The organism is Amycolatopsis ponsaeliensis, assembly GCF_030182635.1.
Lineage (GTDB): Bacteria > Actinomycetota > Actinomycetes > Mycobacteriales > Pseudonocardiaceae > Amycolatopsis > Amycolatopsis ponsaeliensis.
The window spans coordinates 39,903-63,868 of the sequence record NZ_JAPZLD010000017.1; the positions used below are offsets into that span (position 1 = coordinate 39,903).

The window sequence follows — 23,966 nt, forward strand, 5'->3', positions numbered from 1 at the left end:
GAAGTCCACTGTGGCCCCCGAGTTCTCGGTGCGGGAGATCCCCTTCAGCCGGTTCGGCGCCTGGTTCGGCCTCTCGCCCGTCGTGGGCCTCGCGACCTACAGCGACGACGTTCACCTGGTGTCCCACCGCAACGGGATGCACCCGGTCCTGTCGATCGTGCCCGTCGCCGGTGGCGTCCGGGTCGCCGCTTCGATCACCGCGGAGCCGGCGAAGCTCACGTGGAGCGCCGGTGCCGGGCAGATCACCGCGGCGTTCGGGTCGCCGAGCACACTGCACATCGCGGGACACGGGCTGGGAGTGCGGATCAGCGCCACCGAGCCGGAATTGACCCCCTTCACCGGCACGTACCTCTACCCCGACCCGGCCGGGGGCACCGTGTTCACCTCCTACGAGACCGGGCACCGGTTCCGCGTCACCGTCCTTTCCGGACAGGAGCGCCGATCGGGCGAACAGCAGCTCGGGACGGCCGAACGGCTGGTCGCCGCCGGCGAAGACGGCGGCCCCTGGGAGCTGGTGATCGAGGAGATCGCCGCATCGCCGCCGCCTGCGACCGGGCTGGGCCTCTCCGAAGCGGTCACCGCCTCGGCGGAGGACTTCGCCCGGTTCGCCGACGCCGTGGCGCCGTGGCGCGACGAGCGGACTCCGGCCGCCGAGCTGGCCTGCTACGTGATCTGGTCGGCCACGGTCCGGCCCGCCGGGTTCATCACCCGCCCGGCGGTGCTGATGTCGAAGCACTGGATGGACAAGGTGTGGAGCTGGGACCACTGCTTCACCGCGTTGGCGCTGGCCTCCGGTGCCCCGGAGCTCGCCTGGGACCAGTTCCAGGTGGTGTTCGACCACCAGGACGACCAGGGGGCGCTGCCGGACTCCATCACCCATTCCGAGACGCTCCACAACTTCGTCAAACCACCCATCCACGGGTGGGCCCTGGGCCGGCTTCGGGAACGCTTCGGCGGCGAAGTGCCCGACGCCGAGCGGACGTACCGGCAGCTTTCGGCGTGGACCAGGTTCTGGCTCGACCACCGGCGGCCGCCCGCCCACCCGCTGCCCTACTACGAACACGGCAACGACAGCGGCTGGGACAACGCCACGGTGTTCCGCGAAGAACGCCTCGTCCAGTCGGCCGATCTCGCCGCTTTCCTGGTCTTGCAGCTGAAGGAGCTGGCCCGGCTCGCCGCCGAACTGGGCGACCCGGCGCAGTCGTGGGACCAGCAGGCCGACGACCTGCTGGCGGCGATGCTGGCCCAGCTGTGGGACGGCACCCGGTTCGTCAGCCGCGGGGTGGTCAGCGGAACGCTCCGCGCCGGATCCAGCCTGCTCGAGCTCATGCCGGTCGTGCTGGGTGAGCACCTGCCGCCCGACGTCTTCGAGCGGCTGTGCGACGGCATCGCCCGGCACCTGACGGCAGTGGGGCCGGCCACGGAACTGCCCGCCTCGCCGTACTACGAAGCGGACGGGTACTGGCGAGGCCCGGTCTGGGCGCCTGCCACGGTCCTGATCGAGGACGGTCTCCGCCGCGGCGGAGCGCACGACCTCGCCGAACAGGTGAGCACCCGGTTCCGGACGACCTGCGAGAAGTCGGGTTTCGCCGAGAACTTCGACGCCTTGACCGGAGAGGGATTGCGCGACCGCGCCTACACCTGGACGGCGGCTGCCTACCTGCTTCTCGCCGAAGACGCCGAAGGCCGTCGCTGACCGCCGCCCCTCACCGGCGGCTGAAGGTCCAGGGCCGACCGCGTACCGCGGCGCCGCAGGAAAACCCGATCGATGCACGACGTCGAGGTGACGGCGCTACTCCCCTCGATCGGCCGTGCTGCCTTCGGCATCGCGCAGAGAGCGGTTGTGCTCCTGGGCTTCGTGCAGCTGGTCTTCGAGGGTGACGATGCGGCAGGCAGCGTCGACGGGGGTGCCCTGGTCGACCAGTTCCCGCGCCCGGGCAGCCAGGCGCAGCTGGTGCCGGGAGTAGCGACGGTGCCCGCCGACGGAACGTTGCGGCGTGATCAGCCCGGCCTCGCCCAGACTGCGCAAGAAGCCTTGGGTGGCGCCGAGCATGTCGGCGGCCCGGCCCATGGTGTAAGCGGGGTAGTGCTCGTCGTCGAACTTGTCGGCCGCGCTGGGCGTGGCCGGCCCTTCTTGGTCAGGAATCACTCGGCCTCCACATCACAAAGGACCCCGGGTGCCACTGCGGCACCCGGGGTCCTCAAAGGGTTGGGTTGTTCCACCATTGTCAACCGGCGCGACCGCCGGCTTCCTGCACCCGCGTCCGGCGGAAAGCCGGATCGTGCGGGGATCGCTTACTCGTGACCGAGCACCACCTCCGAACTCGATGGGACTGCGGCACCCGCGCGGCAAAGCCCAACCGCTGCGGGCGATCCAATGATGCTGCCCTTCCCTTCCTTCCGATAATTTCCACTCACTGGATACTGCACCTGCACTTGCCGGTACTGCACTTGCTGCGACCGCCACGGCCGGAACCCTTCTCCTGATCGGTCCCAGCACGCTGACGCCGCTGGTCACTGCCCGGAGCCCCGTTCACTGATCGGCTCCGGCCACCTGACCGGTCCTGCAACTGCACTTCACGAACCACTACTGATCTTCACGGGCGCGTGTTCCGCCCGCGTCCTGCTCCTGGTCACCAGCCGAAACCTTGTTCCTTGATCGGCTCCGCGCTGCCTGACCACTTGTCTCACCTCGCGGGTAGTTACGTCATCTCCCGCGCCTGCTTGACGTTGTCTCTCTCGGTACGAGGAGAAGATTACACACACCGGCCATTGAATGTCTACCCCGGCCGACATAGATTTTCCTTCGGCCGGTCAGCTGGAGGGCGAGAGGGGCGCACGACCATGAGTGACGAGGTCACCGTCGATCCGCTCGGTGAGCGGTACGGCCTGGCAGGCGTCAGTGACCTGGACGAGTACGCCGAGGCCCTGACCCGGTTGCTGGAACGAGGACGGCGAGAACGGTGCGCCGCGGTGCTGTCGGAAGCCGAGGCCTACGCCGCGGCGGAGCTGCTCGGGCAGTTCGCGCAACTCGATCCGCCGGCCGCGCTGAACCGGCTGGCCGCATCCCTGGCCGGCCGCCTCTACAGCCGCCTCGGCGCCTGACCCGGCCGAAAGGACAGCGCCGCCGAAGACACAGGGATCCGAGCGTCCACACGACCAGGAGGTGGCGATGCCGGCCGAGCCGACCAGCGAAGAACCCGAATACCGGCGCGGAGACATCGAAGGAACCGGCGGGTCGGCCGCCACGGAATTCCGCGCATTCACTCGGCAGATCGCAGCCAGTTCCGCGGAGAGCGTCGTCGCCGAGGCCCGAGGTATGAGTCTGCTCATCGCGCAGGACTCCGCCGCCCGGCGGCTCTCGGCGGCCCAGGCCGCCTTCTGGGCCGCCGACCGAACCGGTGACCGTTGCCGCCGCGAAGCGGCGTACGGAGCTATGAGAGCAGCCCGGGCCGACTTCACCCGCATCACGAATGCGGCGATCGAGGAAATGCGAGGCATCACCGAAGCCGAACACACCCGGCTGGACGAACTGGTCGCGCAACTTCTCTGCGCCCGGACGGGGGCGCTCGGCGGCGGTCACGGGGGCGTCGCACGACACCCCCGCCACACCGTTTTGCCGCTGCCGGACGGCAGCGTTCCGGCCAGTCGCGATGCCGCGAGCCGGACCGCGCCGAGTCGGCACCGACCAGAGTTCGAGGAGAACGCAGCCGAACAGGCGCGGTGAACTCCCGCTCGAGCCGGCGAACAGCCGGCTATTCAGCGCTTGGAGCTCTCTCGGATGACGAGCTTCGCGGGTATGGTGTGCCGCCAGGGCAGTTCGAGTGTTCCCCGAATTCCCTCGAGCACCTCGATCGCGAGGTTTCCCAGGCCGCGGTGGTCCTGCCTGACCGTTGTCAAAGACGCTGAGTAGTATTCGGCGTCCGGGAGGTCGCCGAATCCCGCCAACCGGACGTCTCTCGGTACTCGCAGACCCGCTTCGACCAGGGCACGCAAAACCCCCAACGCCATGTTGTCATTGGCCACGAAGATGGCGTCAAGACCCGATTCGCGTGCCAGCACCTGGCCGAGAACATAGCCGGACCGCACTGTCCAATCTCCACGCAGAACCGGAGCGGCCGGTGCCCGGTGACGTTCGAGTGCGCCGCGCCACCCGCCTTCGCGTTCCCGCGCCTCGAACGAGGCTTCGGGCCCGGCGATGTGCCAGACGTTGGCGGCGCCGTCTTCGAGCAGGTGCTCGGTGACCCGGCTTGCTGCCGCCCGGTCGTCCGTCGCGACCACGGGAACCACCTCACAGTCGGCTCCGCCGACGACGACCACGGGCACCTTGTCCGCCACCCGCGCGTAGTCGAACCGATCGGTGCACGAGGCAGCGATGACCGCCACCGCGTCGATGCTCGTCCGCCGCGCAAGGCCGAGCAACGTGGCCGCGGCGGAGCCATCGGCGCCGAACGTCGATCGAACGGTCGAATATCCGAAACTTCCGGCCGCCGTCCTCACCGCGTGGGCCACCAGCGCGACTTCTCCACAGAAGCCTCGGGGCTCCACAATGGCCATCGTCCGGACCGGAGTCCGATCGAGACTGTTCCGCGGATCTTTCGACTCGGACAGGGGTCCCCCAAGCCAGGACTGGAGAGGCAAGCCGCCGAAGGCGCGAGCCCGGTTGGTGAACAGTGTTTACTCGCCGCGAAGGTAGTGCGCCGCCGACCTCGAGGTCAATATCGGCTGTTCGGCCGCCACCCGAACGGCACACGGGGATGCTCCGCTGCCGAGAACCACCTCGCCCTCGGTGAGAGCACGTCCGCTCGACGTGGCCGAGGTGCCGAGTCCGCTCGCGGTCGGCGCAAACGACTCTCCCGGCGGTACCGCAGGACCGTCTCGACTTCCGCTGTCGGCGAGATCTTGGTTACTATCGAGGTTAGTAGCTCCACGTGCACCCGGCTCGACACACCGTGAGCAGCGCGATTTTTCTTGCGGGGTTTGACCAGCTCGCGCGCTGCCATCGATTTTTCTTCCCTCGAAAGGTGGACGACAGCCCGATCCGTTCGTAATCTGGCCGAGATCTCGCGGCGAATGCCGCCAAACCGACGGCGACGCGGGATCGCTGCCGGGATGCCGGACCACCAACGCGCGGGTCGCCTGTTGCGATGCGGCGCGCCCTGGTTCCGGCGAAGGCGAAGACGACTCCCCGATCCTCTTCTTCCCCCTCTCGGCGGCCCTACGGCAAAGGAGAGCTTCGCGACCGTGCAGTCGCATCCGATCAGGCGCGTGGTGTCAGGTGTTCTCGCCGCGACTTCGGTGATCACCCTCGTCACCGTCGGCCTCCCCTCGGCCACCGCCGCCCCCGTCCCCGTGCTCCAAGCCCCGCCCACCGGCTCCGACGCTCTCACCAAGTACCGCGAACTGGCCGAGCAGGCGGAAAAACTCAACGAAGACCTCCTCAAGGCCCAGAGTGATCTGGACGCCAAGCAGGGTGAGCTCGACAAGGCCACCAACGATGTCGATGCCGCGAAAGACCAGGGCGTCAAGGCCACCGAGAACCAGAAGAAGTACCAGGCCGAGGTCGACAAGTTCGCCGGCGCGTCGTTCACCAGCGGCGTCCAGCTCAACAAGTTGTCCGCGCTGCTGGCCGGGACGTCCACACAGGACTTCCTGGACCGATCGTCGGCGCTGGAAGTCATCGCGACCCAGAAGAACGGCGCGATGGACAACCTCAGCAGCGCCGTCCAGCAGGCCACCGACGCCACCAACAAGGCTTCGGACGCCGCGAAGCGCGCGCAGGACGCGCGTGACGCCGCCGCGAAGCTGACTGAGGACATCAAGGCCAAGCAGAAGACGCTCAACGACCAGATCGAGCAGGTCAAGGCCGCCGACAAGACGCTGAGCGCCGCCGACAAGGCGGCCCAGCGCGACACCGGCGGCGAGGCTCCGAACGTCAAGGCACCGACCGCGGCGGCCCAGACGGCGGTCAACGCGGCGCTGAGCAAGCTCGGCAGCCCGTATGTCTGGGGCGCCACCGGGCCCAGCTCGTTCGACTGCTCGGGGCTGATGCTCTGGGCGTACGCGAAGGCCGGCATCACACTACCCCGCAACTCCGCGGCCCAGGCCCAGTTCGGCACCTCGGTGCCGCGCGACCAGTTGCAGCCCGGGGATCTCGTGGCCTACTACTCGCCGGTGTCCCACATCGGCATGTACATCGGCGACGGCAAGATGGTGCACGCGCCGACCAGCGGCGACGTCGTCAAGATCTCGCCGCTGCAAAGCCAGTACGCCGGCGCGACCAGGCCCACCGCCTGACCACGGCCGTGGGGGGGGGGGGGGGGGGGGGGGGGGGGGGGGGGGGCCCCCCCCCCCCCCCCCGCCGCCCCCCCCCCGCACAGGGCCCGGGTCAAGGCTCCTGGCCGCCTTAGTACTAACTTGAGTAGTATCAAGTCGGTGACGTGGGTGCCGCGGAGCACACCGCGTGGCCACGGACACGGACTGGGTACGGTGGAGACATGGCGGAGCGCGCCAGCCGAGCACAGCAGGTCATCCTGCTGTGCCTGCTCGCGTTGTGCGTGGCCGCCATGCATCACGTGCCGGCGTCCTCCGGAGGCCCGGACCCCACGACGACTTCCGTCACAGCCGAAAGCACCGGCATGGCGGACATGGACTCCGGTGAGCCTCACGCGCCCGCTCCCGATGGCGCACACGGCATGCTCCATCTGTGCCTCGCCGTCCTGACGGCGATCGGCGCACTCCTGCTGGCCTGGGTTCTGCTCGTGCGACGGCCGGGAACCGGAATCCTCGTCGGCGAAAAGAGCTCGCGAGGTTCTCCCGTTCCCGAGCGGCCGCCAGACAGACGCGGACGTACCGTACTGAATTCTCTTTGTGTGTTGCGGGTGTGATCGGCCGGGTTCCCCCGGCCTCGGCAGTACCACCACACCCCCATCCTCAGAGAAGGTTTTGTCATGCGGAAAACACTGTTCTTCGGCGCGCTCGCCATCACGTCTGCCGTCGTCCTCGGCGCGTGCAGCAGCAACGACTCACCGTCCGGTACGCAGTCGAACTCGTCGGTCCCGGCCCCGGCACCGGTTTCCGGGCAGCAGGGTGAGCACAACACCGACGACCTCACGTTCGCGCAGCAGATGATCCCGCACCACAGCCAGGCGCTGGACATGGCGAAGCTGGTTCCCTCGCGCAGCACCAACCCGAAGGTCATCGACCTCGCCGGCCGGATCGAGAAGGCCCAGGACCCCGAGATCAAGCAGATGCAGGGCTGGCTGACCACCTGGGCCGCGGGGATGACTCACGAGTCGATGCCCGGCATGAGCGGCGATTCCATGCCCGGCATGATGTCCGCCGGCGACCTGACGAAGCTCGGAGCCGCCAAGGGCGCCGAGTTCGACAAGATGTGGCTGGACATGATGATCGAGCACCACCAGGGCGCGGTCGACATGGCCAAGACCGAGCTGGGCAAGGGCAGCAACGCCGGTGCGAAGGCGCTCGCCCAGAAGATCATCGACGCCCAGCAGGCGGAGATCACCGAGATGCAGGGTCTGCTGCAGCAGAGCTGATCCCGGTCGGGTATGTGTACTACGTGACGTAGTACACATACCCGCCGCGGCTCACCCGCCGGTCGAAGGGCGATGGCCGACCCGCGTGCGGGCAGTACCCTGACCGGCGGAGGTCTCATGCGGCAGTTCGGCGAACTCGAAGCGGCGATCATGGACGTGCTCTGGAACGCGGCGGAACCCATGCGGGTCCGTGACGTGCTCGACGAGCTGAACCAGGAGCGCGATCTGGCCTACACCACGGTGATGACGGTGCTGACCAACCTGCACCGCAAGGGGTGGGTGGATCGCGAGATGGAAGATCGAGCGTATCGCTACCGCACGGTGACCACCCGCGAGGAAGCCACCGCGCAGACTCTGCGCGACCTCCTCGACTCCGCCGACGACCGCGAATCCGTCCTCTTGCACTTCGTCAGCTCGGCTTCGGAAGAAGAGTCCGACATCCTCCGCCGGGCGCTGCGGCGGAAGGCGCGTAAACGATGATCCCGGCCGCGGCACTGCTCGTCGGTGCCGGGGTGATCGGCTGGTGGTCACCCTGGGCGCTGAGCCGGCTCGCCGCCACCGGCACCGGCCCGGGCACCGTCATCGCGTGGTGGCTGCTCGCCGCCGTCGGTGTCGTCGCCGGGGTGATCACCGGCGTACTCCTGCTGGTGCTGCCCGGTCACGGCCCGGCCGGCGCCGTGATGCGGGTGCTCCACGACTGCTGGTCGACGGTCGGGCACCGCGGGCTCCCCCAGCTCGACCCGATCGCCGGGGCCGGCTCGGCCGCGGTGGTCGCCGTCGCCGCCGTCCGCCTCGCCCGGCATTCCCTCTCCCGCCGGCGCCACCGCACCGTCCTGCACCGCCGCCACCTCACCGCCTTGCGGTTGTCCGGGGGCCGCGACCAGCCCCCGCTCCCGACGCTGTGGCTGCCCGAGGACCAGCCGATCGCCTACAGCATGGGCGGGCGCCACCCGCTCGTGGTCGCCAGCACCGGGCTCGCGGACCGGCTCACGGAACCGGAGCTGCGCGCGGTGCTGGAGCACGAACGCGCCCACATCCGCGGCCACCACCACCTGCTCACCGGCTGGGCGGAGGTCCTCGGCCGCACGCTCCGCTTCATCCCCCTCATGCGTGAACTCCCCGCCGCGATGCGGCTGCTGGTCGAGCTGGCCGCCGACCGGACGGCCGCCGCCCGCTGCGGCGCCGCGCCGCTGCGCTCCGCACTGCTGCGAGTGCGCTCAGGCGACGGCCCCCGGCGCGCGCTCGCGATGGCCGGCGGCGACACCGCGATCCGCTTGGACCACCTCGACATCACCGCCGAGCCGCGGTTCACGGCCGGCGTCAAAGCCGTGACCGGCGGCATCGCGGCGCTGCTCGCGCCCGCCGCGGTGGCGGTCGCGCTGGTCGTGGGCACCAGCCTCATCGTGTGCCCGTGACTCGGAACGGGGCGCAGCAACAGGTGCAGACGGCCCGCCGTGAGGCTCGCGCGGGACGGCGCCGGCCGGGTGCCCGGCGCGCTGCTCAACCACTGGCTGCAGCTCGCCCTGATCACGCCGGTGTTTCTGCCCTGGATCGACTGCTCACCGGCCGATGGCGTCCAGGCAATACCGCAGCAAAGTCTCCACCTCGGCCGCCGTCGCGTGGGTGTGCGGGAGCAGGTGCCGGGGGCGTTCGCGCCGGTCGTGCCAGAACCGGCCTGCCGGCGGGGCATGCTGGGTCGCGGCGAGCCACACGGCGGTGTCGGCACCCTCCTCGGGCGTGCGCAGCAGCGGCCCGACGAGCCGCCGGAACGCCGGCAACGACGTGGCCAGCCCGGGAGTGTCGGCCCAGCCGGGGTGCAGGCTGTGCACGGCGATACCGTCCGCGCGCCAGCGCTCGGCGAGCAGCGGGGTGAGCTCGACCTGCATGCGCTTGGTGCGCGCGTAAGCGGTCGCACCCCGGTAGCGGCCGGCGCGGTACTCCGGGTCGTCGACGGCGAGGGACTGCGTGTACATCCCGCCGGAGGACATCAGGATCACCCGCGCGTCCGCGGACGCGCGCAACGCGGGGCGGAGCAGTTCGGTCAGCAGCAACGGCCCGAGCACGTGCGTGGCCAGCGTGATCTCATGCCCGTCCACGCTTTCGCCGCGCTCGGGCGGCAGCACGCCGGCGTTGTGCACGACGACGTCCACGCGGGGTTCCCGGGCGGCGAGCTCGCGCACCGACGCGAAGTCGGCCACATCGCAGCGGGCTGTCCGGACCTTCGCCTCCGGCACCGCCGCGCGGACGCGGGCGAGCGCGTCTTCACCGCGCCCGAGGTCGCGCACGACCAAGACGACCTCGGCGCCCAGCCGGGCCAGTCCCACCGCGACGGCTTCGCCGAGGCCCGAGCTCGCCCCGGTCACCAGGGCGACCCGGCCACGCAGCGCGTCCGGCGCCGGGTCCGCGGCCGGCCAGGTCCGCCGGCGCAGCAGGTAGCCCGCGCGCGAGTAGCCGAGCACCACGGAACGGTCGAGGAGGGTGTCGATCACGTCAGTCCGATCAGTTGAGCACGACGATCGCGGCGTTGAGCGACGTCGCGAAGAGGGTCCACGCAAGGTACGGCAGCTGCAGCGCCGCGGCGGCCGGCGAGCGGCGGCGGAACACCAGCGCCGTCCCGGCGATCACCAGATCCAGGGCCACGATCTCCACCAGAGCCACGGTGTAGGCGCCGGCGGCGAAGAACAACGGCGTCCAAGCGGCGTTGAGCACGAGGCCGGCCGCGTACCAGGCGAACTCGCGCCGCGTGCCACCCGCGCGCCAGAACAGCCAGCCGGACACGGCGATCAGCAGGTAGAGCACTGTCCACACCGGACCGAACAGCCACCCGGGCGGCGCCCACGGCGGCTGGTTCAGCCCTTCGTAGACGGCTCGCGACTGCGTGGCGGCGAGACTGCCGACCGCCGCGACCACCGCCACCACGGCGACGAAGCCGGCCAGCACGACGGGCGCGGGAGCGGAACGGTGCACGGTCGTCATACCGGTTCTCCTACAGTCGTGCGGGCGGCCGGGGTGGTGGCCCGGCCGAGCAGGTGGGCGAGCGCGTCGTCGAGCCGCGGGTGCCGGAACACGTGCCCGGCCTCGACCAGCCGTTGCGGTCGCACCCGCTGGTCGGCGAAGGCCAGTTCACGGGAGCCGTCGCGGCCGAGAACCAGCTCCGGACCGAACCGCGGCACCTTCAGCACCGCCGGTCGCGCGAGGACCCGGGCCAGCACCCGCGTGTACTCGGCGTTGCGGACGGGCTCCGGGCTCACCGCGTTGACGACGCCGTCGAGCGTGCGATCGGTGAGCGCGCGCAGGTAGATGTCGGTCAGGTCGTCGATGCCGATCCACGGCGTCCACTGCCGGCCCGGGCCGAGCGGCCCGCCGAGCCCGGCGGCGAACAGCGGATACTGCAGCCGCAGCAGGCCACCGCGGGGGCTGAGGACCAGTCCGGTGCGCACCCGGACCACGCGGATCCCGGCCTCGGCCGCGGGCTCGGTCGCCGCCTCCCAAGCGTCGACGACGTCGGCCAGGAACCCGTCGCCGCGGGCCGCGTCCTCGCCGAGCACTTCGTCTCCGCGCTCCGGCCCGTAGTAGCCGACCGCCGACGCCGAAACGAAGACACCGGGGCCGTCGGGCGTGCGGGCGGCCAGCTCGGCAAGCGCGCGGGTCGGGCCGAGCCGGCTGTCGCACACCGCGCGCCGATGGCGCTCGCCGAACCGTCCCGCCACCGAAGCCCCGGCCAGGTGCACCACCGCGTCGACCCCGGTGAGCAGCTTCTCGTCGGGATCCTCCGGCCGCCACGTCCGTTCGTCGGGGGTGCGGGCTTCGCGGCGGACCAGGCGGATCACGCGGTGGCCGCCGGTGGTCAGCAGCGCGCTCAGCGCCGAGCCCACGAGGCCGCTCGCGCCGGTCACGGCGACGGTCAGCGGCTCGTGCCAGTACCGCCGCTGCGCGGCGAGGTCGTCGGCCAGCTGCCGGTGGCGGTAGGCGAACATCGACCGCAGGAACGCCTCCGGCAGTGGCGTCTCGACGTGGTCGGTGACGACCGTGCGGTCCGGTCCGTCGGCGTCGAACCGGTGGGTGTGCCGCCAGGGCAGCACCGTCCCCAGCACCGGGGTGGCGAGCCGGTCGACGAACTGGTGCGGCGGCCGGTAGCCGGCGGCCTCGTGCGCCGCGGCCCAGCGCAGTCCGCCGGGAAGGACGAGGGCAGCCGTGCCGTCCCGCAGCGAGTCGGCCTCCGCACCGACTCGCACGGGCTGCCACGGCGGGGTCAGCCGCGTGATCGCCCCGGGCAGGCCGTGCCAGGCGAACACCTCGTCCAGCGGGGCCGGCACGACACCGGAGAACTCCGCGCTCATCGACACCTCCGATGCATATTCGACTCAACTACTGACTTCACGGTAGCCAATCCTGCCGAAAATCGCCGATTCAGGACGCAATATTCGATTCATCTCCGATGCAAGCACGTGCATCGGCGAAGCATCGGTGTGACGATCGATCGGAGGCGCGAGCCGGGAGGAGCGGGTGCCGATGAGTTCACTCACCACGCCAACCAAGGGCGCGAGTGCCGTCGAAAAGGCGCTGGGCACCGCCGCGAACGACGCCGACCAGCGGTACCACGCGGCCAAGGGCCTGCGGCACCAGCTGAACAAGGTGTTCCCGACGCACTGGTCGTTCCTGCTGGGCGAGATCGCGCTCTACAGCTTCATCATCCTGCTGCTCACGGGCGTGTACCTGACGCTGTTCTTCGACCCCTCCATGCAGGAGGTCGTCTACCAGGGCAGCTTCAAGAACATGCAGGGCCTGGAGATGTCGCGGGCCTTCGCCACCACCCTCGACCTGTCCTTCGACGTGCGCGGTGGCCTGTTCATGCGGCAGCTGCACCACTGGGCGGCGTTGATTTTCGTCGCGGCGATGGCCGTGCACATGCTGCGGATCTTCTTCACCGGTGCGTTCCGGCGCCCGCGTGAGGCCAACTGGGTGATCGGTGGGCTGCTGCTGATCCTGGGCTGCTTCGAGGGTTTCTTCGGCTATTCGCTGCCCGACGACCTGCTTTCCGGTACCGGTATCCGCGCGACCCTGTCGGGGATCGTGTTGTCGGTGCCGGTCATGGGTACCTGGATCCACTGGGCGTTGTTCGGTGGGGAGTTCCCGGGCGATCAGATCATCCCGCGGTTGTACACGCTGCACATCCTGCTGCTGCCGGGCATCATGCTGGCGCTGGTCGGGGCGCATCTGGCGTTGGTGTGGTATCAGAAGCACACGCAGTTCCCGGGTGTGCGCCGCAAGGAGACCAACGTCGTCGGTGTCCGGATCATGCCGTACTTCGCGTTGAAGGGCGGGGCGTTCTTCACGCTGGTCGTCGGTGTGCTGGCGCTGATGTCGGGCCTGTTCCAGATCAACCCGGTGTGGAACTTCGGGCCCTACAACCCTTCCCAGGTCTCCGCCGGGTCCCAGCCGGACTGGTACATGGGGTGGGCCGACGGGCTGCTGCGGATCTGGCCGCCGTGGGAGCTCTACCTCGGCGACCACACCGTGCCCCCGGTGTTCTTCGCCGGCGCCATCGGGATCGCGGTGCTCGTGACGCTGCTGCTGAGTTATCCCTTCATAGAGCGGAAACTGTCCGGTGACACCGCGCACCACAACCTGCTCCAGCGCCCGCGCGACACACCGGTCCGCACCTCGATCGGCGCGATGGCGATCGCCTTCTTCCTCGTGCTCACCCTGTCCAGCTTCAACGACATCTTCGCCGTTCAGTTCACCCTGTCGTTGAACGCGACGACCTGGGCCGGCCGGATCGGGCTGCTCGTCGCCCCGCCACTGGCCTACTTCGTCACGTACCGGCTCTGCCTGGGCCTGCAACGAGCCGACCGCGAAGTCCTCGACCACGGCGTCGAAACCGGCATCATCAAACGGCTGCCGCACGGCGAGTTCATCGAGATCCACCAGCCCCTGTCCGCGGTCCCGCTCGAGTACCAGGGCGCGCCGGTGCCGAAGAAGATGAACAAGCTGGGCTCGGCCGGGCACGCCGTCCCGGGATCCCTGCTGAGCCCGGATCCGGCCGAGGAAACCCGGGCCCTGGAACGGAAGCGGCGATGACCGTCACGGCAACCCGAGGTGCGTTGACCGTTCACTTCGCGGTCGGGGGGCGGCAGCCGCCGAACCCGGCCAGGGCCGCGGTGAATGACGGCGGCAAGGGCTCGCCCACGGTCGGCAGCCCTCGCCAGCCGGGGCCGGCCGGACGCACCGGCACACCTTCGCCGTGCAAGGCACGCAGGATCCGCACGTCCGCGGACTGCGACGTCATCGACCAGACCACGACGTCGCTCGGCGCGAACCGGCCGGTGACCACGCGCAGGACGTCGAGCGGCACCAGGCCACCCAGGAACATCGCCGGGGCCCCGTCGTCGTTCAGCGCGGCGCTGAGCATCTTGACCGGCAACTCGTGGCGCTCCGCCGGGCCGCAGACGAAGACGACCGGGGAAAGACCGGCCCGGGTCGGCGCCGGTGCCTGGTAACGGTCCACCGCCCCGGACGAAGCCGCCGCCAGCGCCCATTCCGCGGCCATGGCATTGCGGTCACCACCGCGGGCCCACCGCTCCCCGATGGCGCGCAGCACCGGCGCGATGACGTCGGTCCACGTCTTCGCCACCCCCAGGCTGCCGAGCGCGTCTTCGACCAGGCCGCCCATGGTGGCCAGGTCGAGCTGCTCCGCCGCCTCGGCGAGCCGTTGCCGGCGCTGCCCGGCGGTCACCCCGGCGGCCGATCGCTCCAGCACCAGCCGGGCGGCGTCGCCCGCACTGGTTCCCTGGGCCTGCAGAGCCCGCATCCGCCGCAGCCGGTCGACGTCCTCGAGCGTGTACCGGCGCCGGCCGTTGGCTTCCCGCTCCGCGGCGCCGATCCCGTACCGCTGCTCCCAGGTGCGCAGCGTCACCTGCGACACCCCGAGCGTCCGAGCCACCTCGCTCGAGCTGAAGAACCGCGTCCCGGCGGTGTTGCTCATCCGGCCTCCTCGTGGAGGCGTATTGAATCACGAAGTGGCGGGCGAGCGGCGTCATCGGCGCCGCTCAGACGCTGATCCACCGCGACAGGCGGTCGCGGTGGATCGAGGTTGCATCGGCCGACCCCAAGCCGACCGCATCGGGAGGCTCGACAATCACCCAAAGTTACGAGCAACGCCCTCCGATCGGACGCCGTATAAGGGGTGACGAACTGAGAGGGGTGTCGGGTGCATGATCGGGACCGGGAGTTCCGGGCGTACTTCGAGGCTCGAGCGGCCGTGGTGAGGCGGACCGCTTTCCTGCTGTGCGGTGACTGGCACAGTGCCGAGGACCTGGCGCAAACCGCGCTGGCCAAGGTCTACCAGCACTGGGGGCGGCTGGACCGCAACGGGCAGGTTGACGCGTACGTGCGCAAGACGCTCGTGCGGACCCTCATCGACGAATCACGGTGGCGGAAGCGACGGCCGGAGACGGTCGTCGACGTCGTGCCCGAGGTCGCCGAGGCGGTGACGGGCCTTGAGGAGGCCATGGACGTCCGGCACGCGCTGGCAGCACTGCCGCCCCGGCAGCGGGCCGCGGTCGTGCTGCGGTACTGGGAAGACCTGCCGGTCGCGGAGACGGCGGCGGCGTTGGGGTGCAGCGAAGGGACGGTGAAGAGCCAGGTGTCCAAGGGCTTGGGAGCGTTGCGGCGAACACTGGCCGCGCGCCGGACTGTGTTGTGGGAGGGCTCGTGAGCGAGGAGGTGCGGGACATGATCGGGTCGGCGCTCGCGGACGAGCCGGCGCTCGGACTGGAGTTCGACCAGGTCGTCGCGGACGGGCGCAGGCGGCAGGCCCGGCGGCGGGTGAGCGCGCTGACGGCGACGGCGGTGGGGATCGTCTCGGTCGTCGCGGCGGCCACAGCACTGACCGGGCTGCTGGACCGCACGCCCGCCCAGCCCGGCGGCTCGGAATCCACGACACCGCCGGTGTCGGCCACCGCCGCGCCGACGGACCCGGGATGCGTGGTGCCCGCCATGTCGGGCGGATACCCCGACGCGCCCCGCGGCACCGCGAGCCCGGCGGAGCTGAGCGAATCCGGTCGGCTGACCGAGGCGTTCCGGAAGATCGCCCTGCCCCTGCCCGCCGGGGTCGAGGCGAGCCCGCTGAAGCTGTGCGTGATCCGGGACAGCTGGGGCGGCAGCTTCACGCTCACCGGTGACCGGACAGCCTTCGTCTACCTCCGGTCGCGCGGTGGGCAGCCGCCGGGCGAGTGCGTGACCCACCAGGGCACCGAGTGCTCGGTCCGGTCTCTCCCGGACGGCTCGACCGCGCGCGTCACCGTGACCTCGATGGACGCGACGTTGGTCGAGGTCGAGGTGTGGCGCGCGGACGGCACGTACGTGCGGGTGGCGGAGACCGGCGGCGACGGATCGAAGAACCGAGTGCTCGGCGACGACGCGCTGCTCGCCATCGCGACCGCGCCGCAGCTCAAGGTCGAGCTGAGCGGTCCGCCGGTGCCCGCGGCACCGTCCGACCGGCGCGCGGCCGAACTGGACACGGTGATCGCCACGGCCCTGCCCGCCGGTATGAGCGCCAAGCCGACAGCGGGCTCCGACCGCGGCTGGCGGTTCCGGGTCAGCCAGGGCGGCTACAAGGCCTACGCCAACCTCACCGACACCGAGGGCACGGGCTGGGCGCTGGTGGACCTCCAGCCACCGGCCGACGGCGCGGTCACCTGCGGCAACCAGCCGGGCTGCGAGCCGATCGACCTGGCCGGCGGGCGCAAGGGCGCGTTGACCACCACTCTGCAGCAGCCGGGAAACGTGACCGTCGTGACGCTCAACGCCAAGGCAGCGGACGGCACGATGATCACCGTCCTCACCTCCAACTCCGAGTCGGGTAACGGCCACCGATCCCGCCCCACGCCGCCGTTGTCCAAGGCGGACCTGGTGCGGATCGCCGAGCTGCCCGGCCTGCACTGGTGACCACGTCCCCGGGGGAGCCCACAGCTCCCCCGGGGACCAGGGCACTGCTCTGTCGACGGTGCCGCGGCCGGCGGCCTGGAGGCTGAGTAGTTCCGCGTCGTCGACGCCCGTCAGGAGCTGACCGCCCCGGACGGTCTGTCACCGATTGATGTGGAGCACAGCCGCGGTCGGCCACAGCTCCGCGCCGGGCACGGACAGGCGGTCCCCGCAGGGCCGGCTACGACTGAAGCCTCGCTGGTCGAAGTGGTGGTGAAGCCGCCACACAGTCGCCGCGCTCGAGTGTCGACTTGGCCAGCGACCAACTCAGTCAGCAAATTGATCACTGACCAAAAAGTCAAGCCGTGGGGTTGCCCGGTAAAATCCGGGAGGTGTCCCCGTCGCGCGCATCCGGTCCCCGCCCCGCGCCGTCACGGCGGGACGCGAAGGAGAACCTCGCGCGGATCCTGACCGCGGCCGCGGACGTCTTCGCCGAACAGGGGTGCACCGCCACGCTCGCCGACGTCGCCAAGGCCGCGGACGTCGGCGTCGCCACGGTCTACCGCACGTTCGCGACCAAGGACGACCTGATCCACGAGGTGTACGAGCCGCAGTTCGCGCGCGCGGAACAGCAGGCGCTCGACGCCAGCCTCGCCGCGGACCCGTGGGCCGGCATCGGCGGGTTCCTCGAAGACTGCATCACGACGATCGCCCCCGACCGCGGCTTCCGGGAACTGCTGAGCGGGTCCTACAGCGAGACGCTGGGCTGGTCGCGGCCCCGCACACCGCATCGGCTGGCGAAGCTGGTGGAGGACAGCCACAACCGCACCGGCAAGCACCTGGAGACGCTCGTCCGGCGAGCGCGCGAAGCCGGCCTGGTGCGCGACGACCTCGTGGCCGGGGACCTGCTGCTGCTGTCGATGGCGGTGCAGACGTCGGTCGAGTTCGGCGGGCCGAGCCACCCCCGGCTGTACCGGCGGATGATCGGCTTCCTCATGGACAGCCTGCAACCCGCGCGGGAAGCCCCGACCCCGTTGCCGGAGCCGGGGCTGACCAACCGCCAGATCGCCGCCATGGAGCGGCAGCGGCGCAAGCGGATGTCCGGCGCGTGACCGGCCGGCTCAGACGGCCGACGCGGCCTGCTTGACGAGGTCGGCCACGGCCCGCGGCTGCGACTCGTAGATGGCGTGGCTGCCCGCGACCTCGGTCACCGTCGCGCCCGCCCGCTCGGCCATCGCGCGCTGCGCGGGCGGCGGGATCATGTGGTCGTCGGTCGCGACGAGGTACCAGCTGGGCGTGAGCCGCCACGCCGGCTCGCTGACCGCGCCCGCGAGGGCGTCGACACCCCACGGGACCTGCGCGTCGGCGAGGAACCGTGCCCGCTCCGGAGACACGTCACCGGCGAACGAGGCATGGAACTTCTCCTTGTCCAGGAACAGGAAACCGTCCTGCGGGGGCAGGATCGGCGGCACCGGCGCACCGGGCGGCGGGTCGGCGATCAGCGTGTTCACCGACTCGCCCTTGTCCGGCGCGAAAGCGGCGATGTAGACGAGCGCGGCCACTCCCGCGTGGGTGCCGGCCTCGCTGATGACGGCGCCGCCGTAGGAGTGCCCGACCAGCACGGCCGGGCCGTCCTGCTGGTCGAGGACCTGCCGGGTGGCCGCCGCGTCCCCCTCCAGCGACAGGGTCGGGTTCTGCACGATGCTCACCGAATAGCCGTCCCGGGTGAGGAGGGCGTGGACCTGCTCCCAGCCCCCTCCGTCGACGAAACCGCCGTGGACGAGGACGACGTTGCGCACACCTGTGCTCATGCGGATCTCCTGCGGTGACCGGGTTTCTGGGCTGACGGACGAACACTAGGACGCGCTCCCCCGGCACCGATTCGGTCAAATGACTGTCACCGCGGCGAGTCCTCCAACGCCGTCAGGGCGTCGCGCAACGCCGCCCGGGAGGTGACGCCCAGCTTGGGGAACAGCTGGTACAGGTGTGCGCCGACGGTCCGCGGCGAAAGGAAGAGCTGCTCGCCGATCTGCTTGTTGGTGAGCCCTTCCGCGGCGAGCGTCGCGATCTGCCGCTGCTGGGGCGTCAGGACGACCGCGGCGGCCGGCCGGGCCCGCGCCCCGACGGCCCGGAGTTCGGCGCTCGCCCGCACCGCCCAAGGCTCGGCTCCCAGCCGTTCGAACCGCTCCCACGCTGCGGTGAGGTACGCGCGAGCCTGCTTGGCGGCCTTCGTCTTCCGCAGCCGTTCCCCGTAGTACAGCTCGGCCCGGGCCAGCTCGAAGGGCCAGCGGTCCAGTCCCGGGGCGTCGAGAGCTTCGGCGAACACCCGGCAGTCGTCGCCGTCGGCCGCCGTCAACGCCTCCGCGACGCAGGTGACGAAAGCCAGCCGTGGCGAGAGCGTGCCGAGGCTGGTCTCCCGTGCGGCGGCCGCGTGCGCCTTCGCCTCGGCGTGCCGCCCGGTGCGCTCCGCGGCCTCGACCAGGTCCAGCATCGTGCCCAGGGCGTGCGGGACGTGGGAGCCGAACTCGCCCGCCGGGGTGATCGACGTGGCGAAGCGGTACGCGGCCTCGAAATCGCCCCGGCCGAGCGCGTCGAGCGCCCCCACCTGGAAGGCGTGGTGGCGGACGAGACCCGAATGCCGGGGATCCGCCCACGCGGTCAGCTCCGCGACCGCCGCGGCCGCCGCGGCGTGGTCGCCCCGGGCGGCGGCGATCAGCGCGCGCAGGAACCGGCCGTGCCAGACCTGGAGCCGGTACCCGTGCCGCGCGCAGAGGTCGAGGCTCTCGTCGACCCGCTCGAGCGCGTCCGCCCACTGTCCACTGTGGAACGCGGCGGCGCCCAGCAGGGACAGCGCTTCGATGGCGGAGGCGATCGGGCCGCCTTCACGGCCGTACCCGACGACGCGGGTGAGCGCGTCCCGGCACGGCGCCAGCCGGTCCACATAGGACGCGGCCATGGCGACGCGGACGACTCGGGCCGGGCTGATTTCGTGCTGCAACCCGGCGATGGCGGTGTCGAGCCGGTCCAGCACTGCCCGGGACGCGCGGGCCGGGTCGGCGTAGGTCTCCTCCAGGATCGCGAGCAGCTCCGGAGAACGGGGCCGCAGTCGCGCCAGCGCCGCGTGGAGCTCGGACCACTGCTTCGGGTCCGCGCCGCCGAAGGACGACACGAGCAGCAGGTTGTAGAGGGCTTCCAGCAGCGTCTTGTCGGAGGCGTCGCTCGGGTCGGGCGCGGCCCGGACCGCGGCGGCGAGCAGGCGGTGTGCCCCGTCGATGTCGCCGTCGCGGTTGAGGAGGTGGTTGGCGCTCGCCAAGGCGAGGGCCGGCGACGGCTCGGTGGCGGCCTGCTGCGCGGACTCCAGCAGCCGCGCGGCGTCGCGGAAGTCGCCGGTGACGACGGTGCCGAGGTAGGCCGCCTCGGCCAGCCTCGTGCTGCGCCCGCCCGGGGTCGGGCTCAGCTCGGCGGCGCGCAGCAGCTCGCTGACCGCGTGCACGGGCGAACCACGCCGGAAATTGGTGTGCGCGGACCGCTGCAGCAGGGCCGCCACGTGCTCGTCGGGCCCGGTCGCCGCCTCCGCGAGGTGCCAGGCGTGCCGGCCGGCGTGGCCGCGGTGCGCCTCGGCGAGCCGCCGGTGGACACGGCGGCGCTCGGCCTCGGTCGCCTCGTGCACGACCGCGGCCCGGATCAGCGGATGGGCGAACGAGATCCGGTCCCCCGAGCCGTCGGCCCGGACGAGCCCCAGCCGCTCGGCGGCGGCGAGCGGGGCCGAATCCCGCCCGACCGCCCGCAGGGTCCGCAGCTCCCCGTCCCCGTCCAGCGCCGCGATGAGCAGCAGCTCCCGCGTCCGGGCCGGCAGGCCGCCGATCCGCGCGGCGAACGCCTCGTGCAGCCGGTCGGTCAGCGGCAGCACGGCCGGGAGCGCGCCCGTCCCGGCGCGCTGCCACCGGCTGAGGGTGGTGGGCAGTTCCAGCAGGGCCAGCGGATTGCCCTGTGCTTCCTCGACCAGCCGATGCCGCACGCGAACCGGCATCGCGGGAAACCGGTGCCCGAGCAGGGCCATCGCCGCGTCGTCGCCGAGCGCCGCCACCTCGCGCCGGGGCAGGCCGCCCAGTCCCGGCGCCTCGCCGTCCCCGCTCCGGGACGCGGCGAGGACGCCGATGCCGGTCCCGGCCAGCCGGCGCGCGACGAACCCGAGGATCTGCGCGCTCGCCCGGTCGATCCACTGGAGGTCGTCCACGACCAGCAGCAGCGGGCCCGCCGCGGCCGCGTCGGTGAGCAGGGTCAGCGCGGCGTGCGACACCGCCAGCTGGTTGGCCGCGCCGCCCCGGCCCAGGCCGAGCGCCACGGTGAGCGCTGCCGAGTGGACCGCGGGCAGCCGGTCGAGGCCGCCGGCGAACGGGTGGAGGATCGCGCCGAGTGCGCCGTAGCTGACCTCGACGTCGAACTCGGTCCCCGCGATGCGCACGACCGTCGTGCCGGTCGCGTGCGCCGCGGCCGCGTCCAGCAGGGCGGTCTTGCCGACCCCGGGCTCTCCGCGCAGCACCAGCGCGCCCCCGGCGTCGGCGACGAACCGCAGCACGTGCGCGAGGTCGTCGTCTCGGCCGAACAGCGGCGCCGGCTTCACGCTTCGTCCTCCCGTCCGGGTAGCCGACGCAGCGCGTCGCGCAGGCCCGCTCGCGAGGTGACGCCGAGCTTCGGGAACGCCTGGTAGAGGTGCGTGGCCACGGTCCGCGCCGAGAGGAACAGCCGGTGCGCGATCTGCTTGTTGGTCAGGCCTTCCGCGGCCAGCCGGACGATCGTGCGCTGCTGGGCGGTGAGCAGCTCGGTGCCGTCGTCCGCGCGGTGCGGGCCGGCCGCCTCCAGTTCGCGGCTCGTGCGCGCCAGCCACGCGGTGGCCCCGAGGCCGTCGAAGACCTCGCGGGCCCGCTCCAGCCGCACGCGCGCCTGGCGGTTCAGCCGGGCCCGCCGGAGCCGCTCGCCGTGCGCCAGCAGGACACGCCCGTGTTCGTAGGGCCACTGCCGCACCTCCGGGCGCGCCAGCACGGCCTCGAACGCCGGCATGGCCTCCTCGTCCGGGGCGGCCATCGCCGCGGCGGCGTCGACGAGCAGGCGGTAGCGCGGCGAGATCTCCCCCAGCCGGGCCTCGCGTGCGGCGGCGACGTGCGCCGCCGCCTCCTCGCGCCGGCCGGTGCGCACCGCGGACTCGGTGAGGTCGAGGACGAACCACAGCGCGTGGGGCACGTGGGAAGCGAAGACACCCGGCGGCGACACGGTGCTCGCGTGCCGGAACGCGGCGTCGTAGTCCCCGCGGCCGAGCGCGGCCAAAGTCCGGGCCTGCGCGGCCAGCCGGGACACCAGCGTGACCCCGCGCGGGGCGGCCCAGCCGACCATGCGGTCGGTCAGGTCGAGCACCCTGGCCTCGTCGCCCCGGCCCGCCGCGATCATCGCCTGCAGGTACAGCCCGATGCAGCGCAGGAGCTGGTAGCCGCCGTCGTCGGCCAGCCGGACGTGCTCGTCGGCGAAGACCTCGGCCTGCGCCCAGTCACCGGCGTGGAAGCGTTCCAGGCCCAGCAACGTCAGCGCGTGCAGCTGGACGGTGACCGCGTGGTCGGCCTCCGGCCGGTCCCGCAGCCGCAGCAGGGGTTCGCGGCACGCGGCCAGCCGGTCGACGAAGATGCCGACCAGGCTGGTGCGCACCACGTCGATCGGGGCCACCCGGTCGTCCAGCGCCGCGATGGCCTCGTCGAGCGCACCCAGCGCGGGCAGCGCCGTCCGTGCCGGGTCGCCGAAGAACGCACGCACGAACGCCACCGGCGTGGGGACGTCCGGGCGAAGCCGCGCCACGACGCCGTGGAACGCGTGCCACAGGTCCGCGCGGCCCCCGAAGTAGCACACCCAGCCGAGCGTGGTGACCGCCTCGACGACGGTGCTGTCCGCCGTGTCCAGCGGACCTTCCCGCATCTCCAGCGCGCCGGTCAGCAACCGGTGCGCGGTCTCGATGTCGCCCTCCCCGCTGAGCAGCAGGTAGTGGGCCGCGGCCACGGCGCTGCCCAGGTCCGGCGCCGGGTCGTCGTCCCACCGCTGCGCGTCGTCGAGCAGGCGGGGGACGCGGCGCAGCTGTCCCCCGGCGACCGCGCCGAGGTAGGCGGCCTCGACGAGCCGCCGGCTGCGGTCGGCGCCGGCCGGGCTCAGGTCCGCCGCGCGCAGCAGCGCGGCGACCGCCCCGGCCGTGTCGCCGCGGCGGTGCGTCCGGCCGGCGGCCTGTTCCAGCAGGCCGGCGATGTGCTCGTCCGGCTCGGCAGCGGTGTGACCCAGGTGCCAGGCATATCGGTCGGGACGGTCCCGCAGCCGCCGGGCGAGCACGGCGTGCGCCCGCCGGCGTTCGTCGCTCGTCGACAGCGCCACGACCGCCGACCGCGTCAGCGGGTGCCGGAAGCTCACGCGGCCGTGCTCGCGGTCGACGTCGACCAGGCCCGCACGCCCGGCCCGCGCGAGATCCCGCCGTCCGGTCGCCACCTCGACCAGGTCCAGGCGGACGCGATCTTCCAGCGCCGGCAACAGGAGCGTCCGCCGGACCGACGCGGGCAGTGCGCTCACCCGCGCCGCGAACACGCCGCGCAGCCGCTCGGTCAAGGAAAGCGTCTCCGGCAGGGCGCTGCTCCCCCGCTGCTGTGCGGAGGTCAGGGAGACCGGCAGTTCGAGCAGGGCCAGCGGGTTGCCCTGCGCGTCGTCCACCAGCCGGCCGACGACCTGGCGCGCCATCGCCGGGAACCGGGTCCGCAGGATCGCGGCGGCCGCCTCGTCGGTGAGCGGGCGCACCACGTGGACGTCGGCGCCGTCGAGCGGGTTGGCGTACTCGGCCCGCACCGTAACGAGCAACCCGGTGCGGCGCAGGGACGGGCGCCGCACGACGTCGGCCAGGACCATCGTGCTGGGCCGGTCGATCCAGTGCAGGTCGTCGACGGTCACCAGCACCGGCTGGTCCGCGGTGAGCACTTCGACCACGGCGTCGGTCACCTGCGCGCGGCTGGGCGGCGGCCCCTCGCGCATGCCCAGCGCGACGCCGAGGGCCTTCGCCGCGCCATCGTCCGGCACCAGCGGGCTCAGCAGCTGGTGCAGGCCGGCGAACGCGATCCCGGCTTCGAACTCGGCACCGGACGCCGACAGCACGCGCGTCCCCCGGGCGCGGGCGTAGGCGATGGCCGCGTCCAGCAGCGCCGTCTTCCCCACCCCGGCGTCGCCGGACAGCGCCAGCGCCGCCGCGCCCACCTCCGCGCGGTCGACGAAGGCGTGGAGGACGGCCAGCTCGGCGTCCCGGCCCACGATTCCGGCGTCACGCATGACCCTGTCCCTTCCCCGGGGCACGCAGGCGCGCCGCGGGACCCGGTTCGAGTGTGCGCCGCGGTGCCCGAAGACGGTAGCCAGTGCGGCCGCGGCCTCGATTCGGTCATTCGACCTAGCGAGCGATTGCCGGTCCCGCCGGGC

The 23,966-nt window shown here is 72.0% G+C and carries 21 protein-coding genes; 12 read left to right on the forward strand and 9 right to left on the reverse strand.

Going from position 1 to position 23,966, the window contains the following annotated elements:
• Positions 1-10: 10 nt before the first annotated feature.
• On the forward strand, positions 11-1,696 hold the full coding sequence (locus tag QQ657_RS24940; RefSeq protein WP_284744654.1) for an amylo-alpha-1,6-glucosidase: 1,686 nt from the start codon (positions 11-13) through the stop codon (positions 1,694-1,696).
• Positions 1,697-1,792: 96 nt separating this feature from the next.
• Here QQ657_RS24940 and QQ657_RS24945 read toward each other — a convergent pair whose 3' ends face one another.
• On the reverse strand, positions 1,793-2,149 hold the full coding sequence (locus tag QQ657_RS24945; RefSeq protein WP_284744655.1) for a MerR family transcriptional regulator: 357 nt from the start codon (positions 2,147-2,149) through the stop codon (positions 1,793-1,795).
• Between the two features lie 695 nt (positions 2,150-2,844).
• Between QQ657_RS24945 and QQ657_RS24950 the strand changes: the two genes are divergently transcribed.
• Both QQ657_RS24950 and QQ657_RS24955 read left to right on the forward strand, forming a co-directional pair.
• A complete protein-coding gene (locus QQ657_RS24950; protein ID WP_284744656.1) occupies positions 2,845-3,105 on the forward strand; it encodes a hypothetical protein in 261 nt (86 codons plus the stop codon).
• A gap of 67 nt (positions 3,106-3,172) precedes the next feature.
• Entirely contained in the window at positions 3,173-3,727 is a 555-nt protein-coding gene (locus tag QQ657_RS24955; RefSeq protein WP_284744657.1) for a hypothetical protein, read from the forward strand.
• A gap of 32 nt (positions 3,728-3,759) precedes the next feature.
• Here the strand turns inward: QQ657_RS24955 and QQ657_RS24960 are convergent, their stop codons facing one another.
• Positions 3,760-4,557: a substrate-binding domain-containing protein gene (locus QQ657_RS24960; RefSeq protein WP_284744658.1), complete on the reverse strand. Its 798-nt coding sequence runs from the start codon at positions 4,555-4,557 to the stop codon at positions 3,760-3,762.
• Between the two features lie 687 nt (positions 4,558-5,244).
• Between QQ657_RS24960 and QQ657_RS24965 the strand changes: the two genes are divergently transcribed.
• The 5 genes from QQ657_RS24965 to QQ657_RS24985 all read left to right on the forward strand — a co-directional run bounded on the left by QQ657_RS24965 (position 5,245) and on the right by QQ657_RS24985 (position 8,971).
• Positions 5,245-6,297, forward strand: coding sequence for a C40 family peptidase (locus QQ657_RS24965; protein ID WP_284744659.1), 1,053 nt, complete (start codon positions 5,245-5,247; stop codon positions 6,295-6,297).
• Between the two features lie 200 nt (positions 6,298-6,497).
• Positions 6,498-6,887 (forward strand): hypothetical protein, encoded by a 390-nt coding sequence (locus tag QQ657_RS24970; RefSeq protein ID WP_284744660.1) that lies wholly within the window; start codon positions 6,498-6,500, stop codon positions 6,885-6,887.
• Positions 6,888-6,950: 63 nt separating this feature from the next.
• Entirely contained in the window at positions 6,951-7,556 is a 606-nt protein-coding gene (locus QQ657_RS24975; protein ID WP_284744661.1) for a DUF305 domain-containing protein, read from the forward strand.
• Between the two features lie 117 nt (positions 7,557-7,673).
• Positions 7,674-8,036: a BlaI/MecI/CopY family transcriptional regulator gene (locus QQ657_RS24980; protein WP_284744662.1), complete on the forward strand. Its 363-nt coding sequence runs from the start codon at positions 7,674-7,676 to the stop codon at positions 8,034-8,036.
• Positions 8,033-8,971: a M56 family metallopeptidase gene (locus tag QQ657_RS24985; RefSeq protein ID WP_284744663.1), complete on the forward strand. Its 939-nt coding sequence runs from the start codon at positions 8,033-8,035 to the stop codon at positions 8,969-8,971. The genes QQ657_RS24980 and QQ657_RS24985 overlap by 4 nt, the downstream gene beginning before the upstream one ends.
• 144 nt (positions 8,972-9,115) lie before the next feature.
• Here QQ657_RS24985 and QQ657_RS24990 read toward each other — a convergent pair whose 3' ends face one another.
• Genes QQ657_RS24990 through QQ657_RS25000 form a run of 3 tightly spaced genes read right to left on the reverse strand, consistent with a single transcriptional unit; the run spans position 9,116 to position 11,896 of the window.
• Positions 9,116-10,045 (reverse strand): SDR family NAD(P)-dependent oxidoreductase, encoded by a 930-nt coding sequence (locus tag QQ657_RS24990; RefSeq protein ID WP_284744664.1) that lies wholly within the window; start codon positions 10,043-10,045, stop codon positions 9,116-9,118.
• A 10-nt stretch (positions 10,046-10,055) separates the two neighbouring features.
• Positions 10,056-10,532, reverse strand: coding sequence for a TspO/MBR family protein (locus QQ657_RS24995; RefSeq protein WP_284744665.1), 477 nt, complete (start codon positions 10,530-10,532; stop codon positions 10,056-10,058).
• A complete protein-coding gene (locus tag QQ657_RS25000) occupies positions 10,529-11,896 on the reverse strand; it encodes a TIGR01777 family oxidoreductase (RefSeq protein ID WP_284744666.1) in 1,368 nt (455 codons plus the stop codon). Before QQ657_RS25000 ends, QQ657_RS24995 begins: the two co-directional genes overlap by 4 nt.
• Positions 11,897-12,068: 172 nt before the next feature.
• Here QQ657_RS25000 and qcrB point away from each other — a divergent pair, with 172 nt between their 5' ends.
• The gene (gene qcrB, locus QQ657_RS25005) at positions 12,069-13,637 is read left to right on the forward strand and encodes a cytochrome bc1 complex cytochrome b subunit (protein ID WP_350310704.1); all 1,569 of its coding nucleotides are present in this window, start codon (positions 12,069-12,071) and stop codon (positions 13,635-13,637) included.
• A gap of 31 nt (positions 13,638-13,668) precedes the next feature.
• On the opposite strand, the gene QQ657_RS25010 is transcribed toward qcrB, so the two are convergent.
• Positions 13,669-14,541 carry a MerR family transcriptional regulator gene (locus QQ657_RS25010; protein ID WP_284744667.1) on the reverse strand — a complete coding sequence of 291 codons (873 nt, stop codon included), beginning with the start codon at positions 14,539-14,541 and terminating at the stop codon, positions 13,669-13,671.
• 225 nt (positions 14,542-14,766) lie between these two features.
• Between QQ657_RS25010 and QQ657_RS25015 the strand changes: the two genes are divergently transcribed.
• From QQ657_RS25015 to QQ657_RS25025, 3 genes are all read left to right on the forward strand, one after another.
• Positions 14,767-15,273: a SigE family RNA polymerase sigma factor gene (locus QQ657_RS25015; protein WP_284744668.1), complete on the forward strand. Its 507-nt coding sequence runs from the start codon at positions 14,767-14,769 to the stop codon at positions 15,271-15,273.
• Positions 15,270-16,505 carry a hypothetical protein gene (locus QQ657_RS25020; protein ID WP_284744669.1) on the forward strand — a complete coding sequence of 412 codons (1,236 nt, stop codon included), beginning with the start codon at positions 15,270-15,272 and terminating at the stop codon, positions 16,503-16,505. Before QQ657_RS25015 ends, QQ657_RS25020 begins: the two co-directional genes overlap by 4 nt.
• 368 nt (positions 16,506-16,873) lie before the next feature.
• Complete coding sequence (locus QQ657_RS25025; RefSeq protein ID WP_284744670.1) at positions 16,874-17,593, forward strand: TetR/AcrR family transcriptional regulator; 720 nt, start codon at positions 16,874-16,876, stop codon at positions 17,591-17,593.
• A 9-nt stretch (positions 17,594-17,602) separates the two neighbouring features.
• Here QQ657_RS25025 and QQ657_RS25030 read toward each other — a convergent pair whose 3' ends face one another.
• The 3 genes from QQ657_RS25030 to QQ657_RS25040 all read right to left on the reverse strand — a co-directional run bounded on the left by QQ657_RS25030 (position 17,603) and on the right by QQ657_RS25040 (position 23,822).
• Entirely contained in the window at positions 17,603-18,292 is a 690-nt protein-coding gene (locus QQ657_RS25030) for an alpha/beta fold hydrolase (RefSeq protein WP_284744671.1), read from the reverse strand.
• Positions 18,293-18,378: 86 nt separating this feature from the next.
• Positions 18,379-21,105, reverse strand: a complete 2,727-nt coding sequence (locus QQ657_RS25035) for an ATP-binding protein (protein WP_284744672.1) — start codon at positions 21,103-21,105, stop codon at positions 18,379-18,381.
• Positions 21,102-23,822, reverse strand: a complete 2,721-nt coding sequence (locus tag QQ657_RS25040) for an AAA family ATPase (protein WP_284744673.1) — start codon at positions 23,820-23,822, stop codon at positions 21,102-21,104. Before QQ657_RS25040 ends, QQ657_RS25035 begins: the two co-directional genes overlap by 4 nt.
• Between the last annotated feature and the right edge of the window lie 144 nt (positions 23,823-23,966).

Excerpts from the sequence above, each read along its gene's own strand:
- QQ657_RS24995 (WP_284744665.1), bottom strand. The coding sequence starts at position 10,532 with ATGACGACCGTGCACCGTTCCGCTCCCGCGCCCGTCGTGCTGGCCGGC.
- QQ657_RS25010 (WP_284744667.1), bottom strand. The coding sequence starts at position 14,541 with ATGAGCAACACCGCCGGGACGCGGTTCTTCAGCTCGAGCGAGGTGGCT.
- QQ657_RS25040 (WP_284744673.1), bottom strand. The coding sequence starts at position 23,822 with ATGCGTGACGCCGGAATCGTGGGCCGGGACGCCGAGCTGGCCGTCCTC.
- QQ657_RS24955 (WP_284744657.1), top strand. The coding sequence starts at position 3,173 with ATGCCGGCCGAGCCGACCAGCGAAGAACCCGAATACCGGCGCGGAGAC.
- QQ657_RS24980 (WP_284744662.1), top strand. The coding sequence starts at position 7,674 with ATGCGGCAGTTCGGCGAACTCGAAGCGGCGATCATGGACGTGCTCTGG.
- QQ657_RS24950 (WP_284744656.1), top strand. The coding sequence starts at position 2,845 with ATGAGTGACGAGGTCACCGTCGATCCGCTCGGTGAGCGGTACGGCCTG.
- QQ657_RS24960 (WP_284744658.1), bottom strand. The coding sequence starts at position 4,557 with ATGGCCATTGTGGAGCCCCGAGGCTTCTGTGGAGAAGTCGCGCTGGTG.
- qcrB (WP_350310704.1), top strand. The coding sequence starts at position 12,069 with ATGAGTTCACTCACCACGCCAACCAAGGGCGCGAGTGCCGTCGAAAAG.
- QQ657_RS24970 (WP_284744660.1), top strand. The coding sequence starts at position 6,498 with ATGGCGGAGCGCGCCAGCCGAGCACAGCAGGTCATCCTGCTGTGCCTG.
- QQ657_RS25000 (WP_284744666.1), bottom strand. The coding sequence starts at position 11,896 with ATGAGCGCGGAGTTCTCCGGTGTCGTGCCGGCCCCGCTGGACGAGGTG.
- QQ657_RS24975 (WP_284744661.1), top strand. The coding sequence starts at position 6,951 with ATGCGGAAAACACTGTTCTTCGGCGCGCTCGCCATCACGTCTGCCGTC.
- QQ657_RS25030 (WP_284744671.1), bottom strand. The coding sequence starts at position 18,292 with ATGAGCACAGGTGTGCGCAACGTCGTCCTCGTCCACGGCGGTTTCGTC.
- QQ657_RS24985 (WP_284744663.1), top strand. The coding sequence starts at position 8,033 with ATGATCCCGGCCGCGGCACTGCTCGTCGGTGCCGGGGTGATCGGCTGG.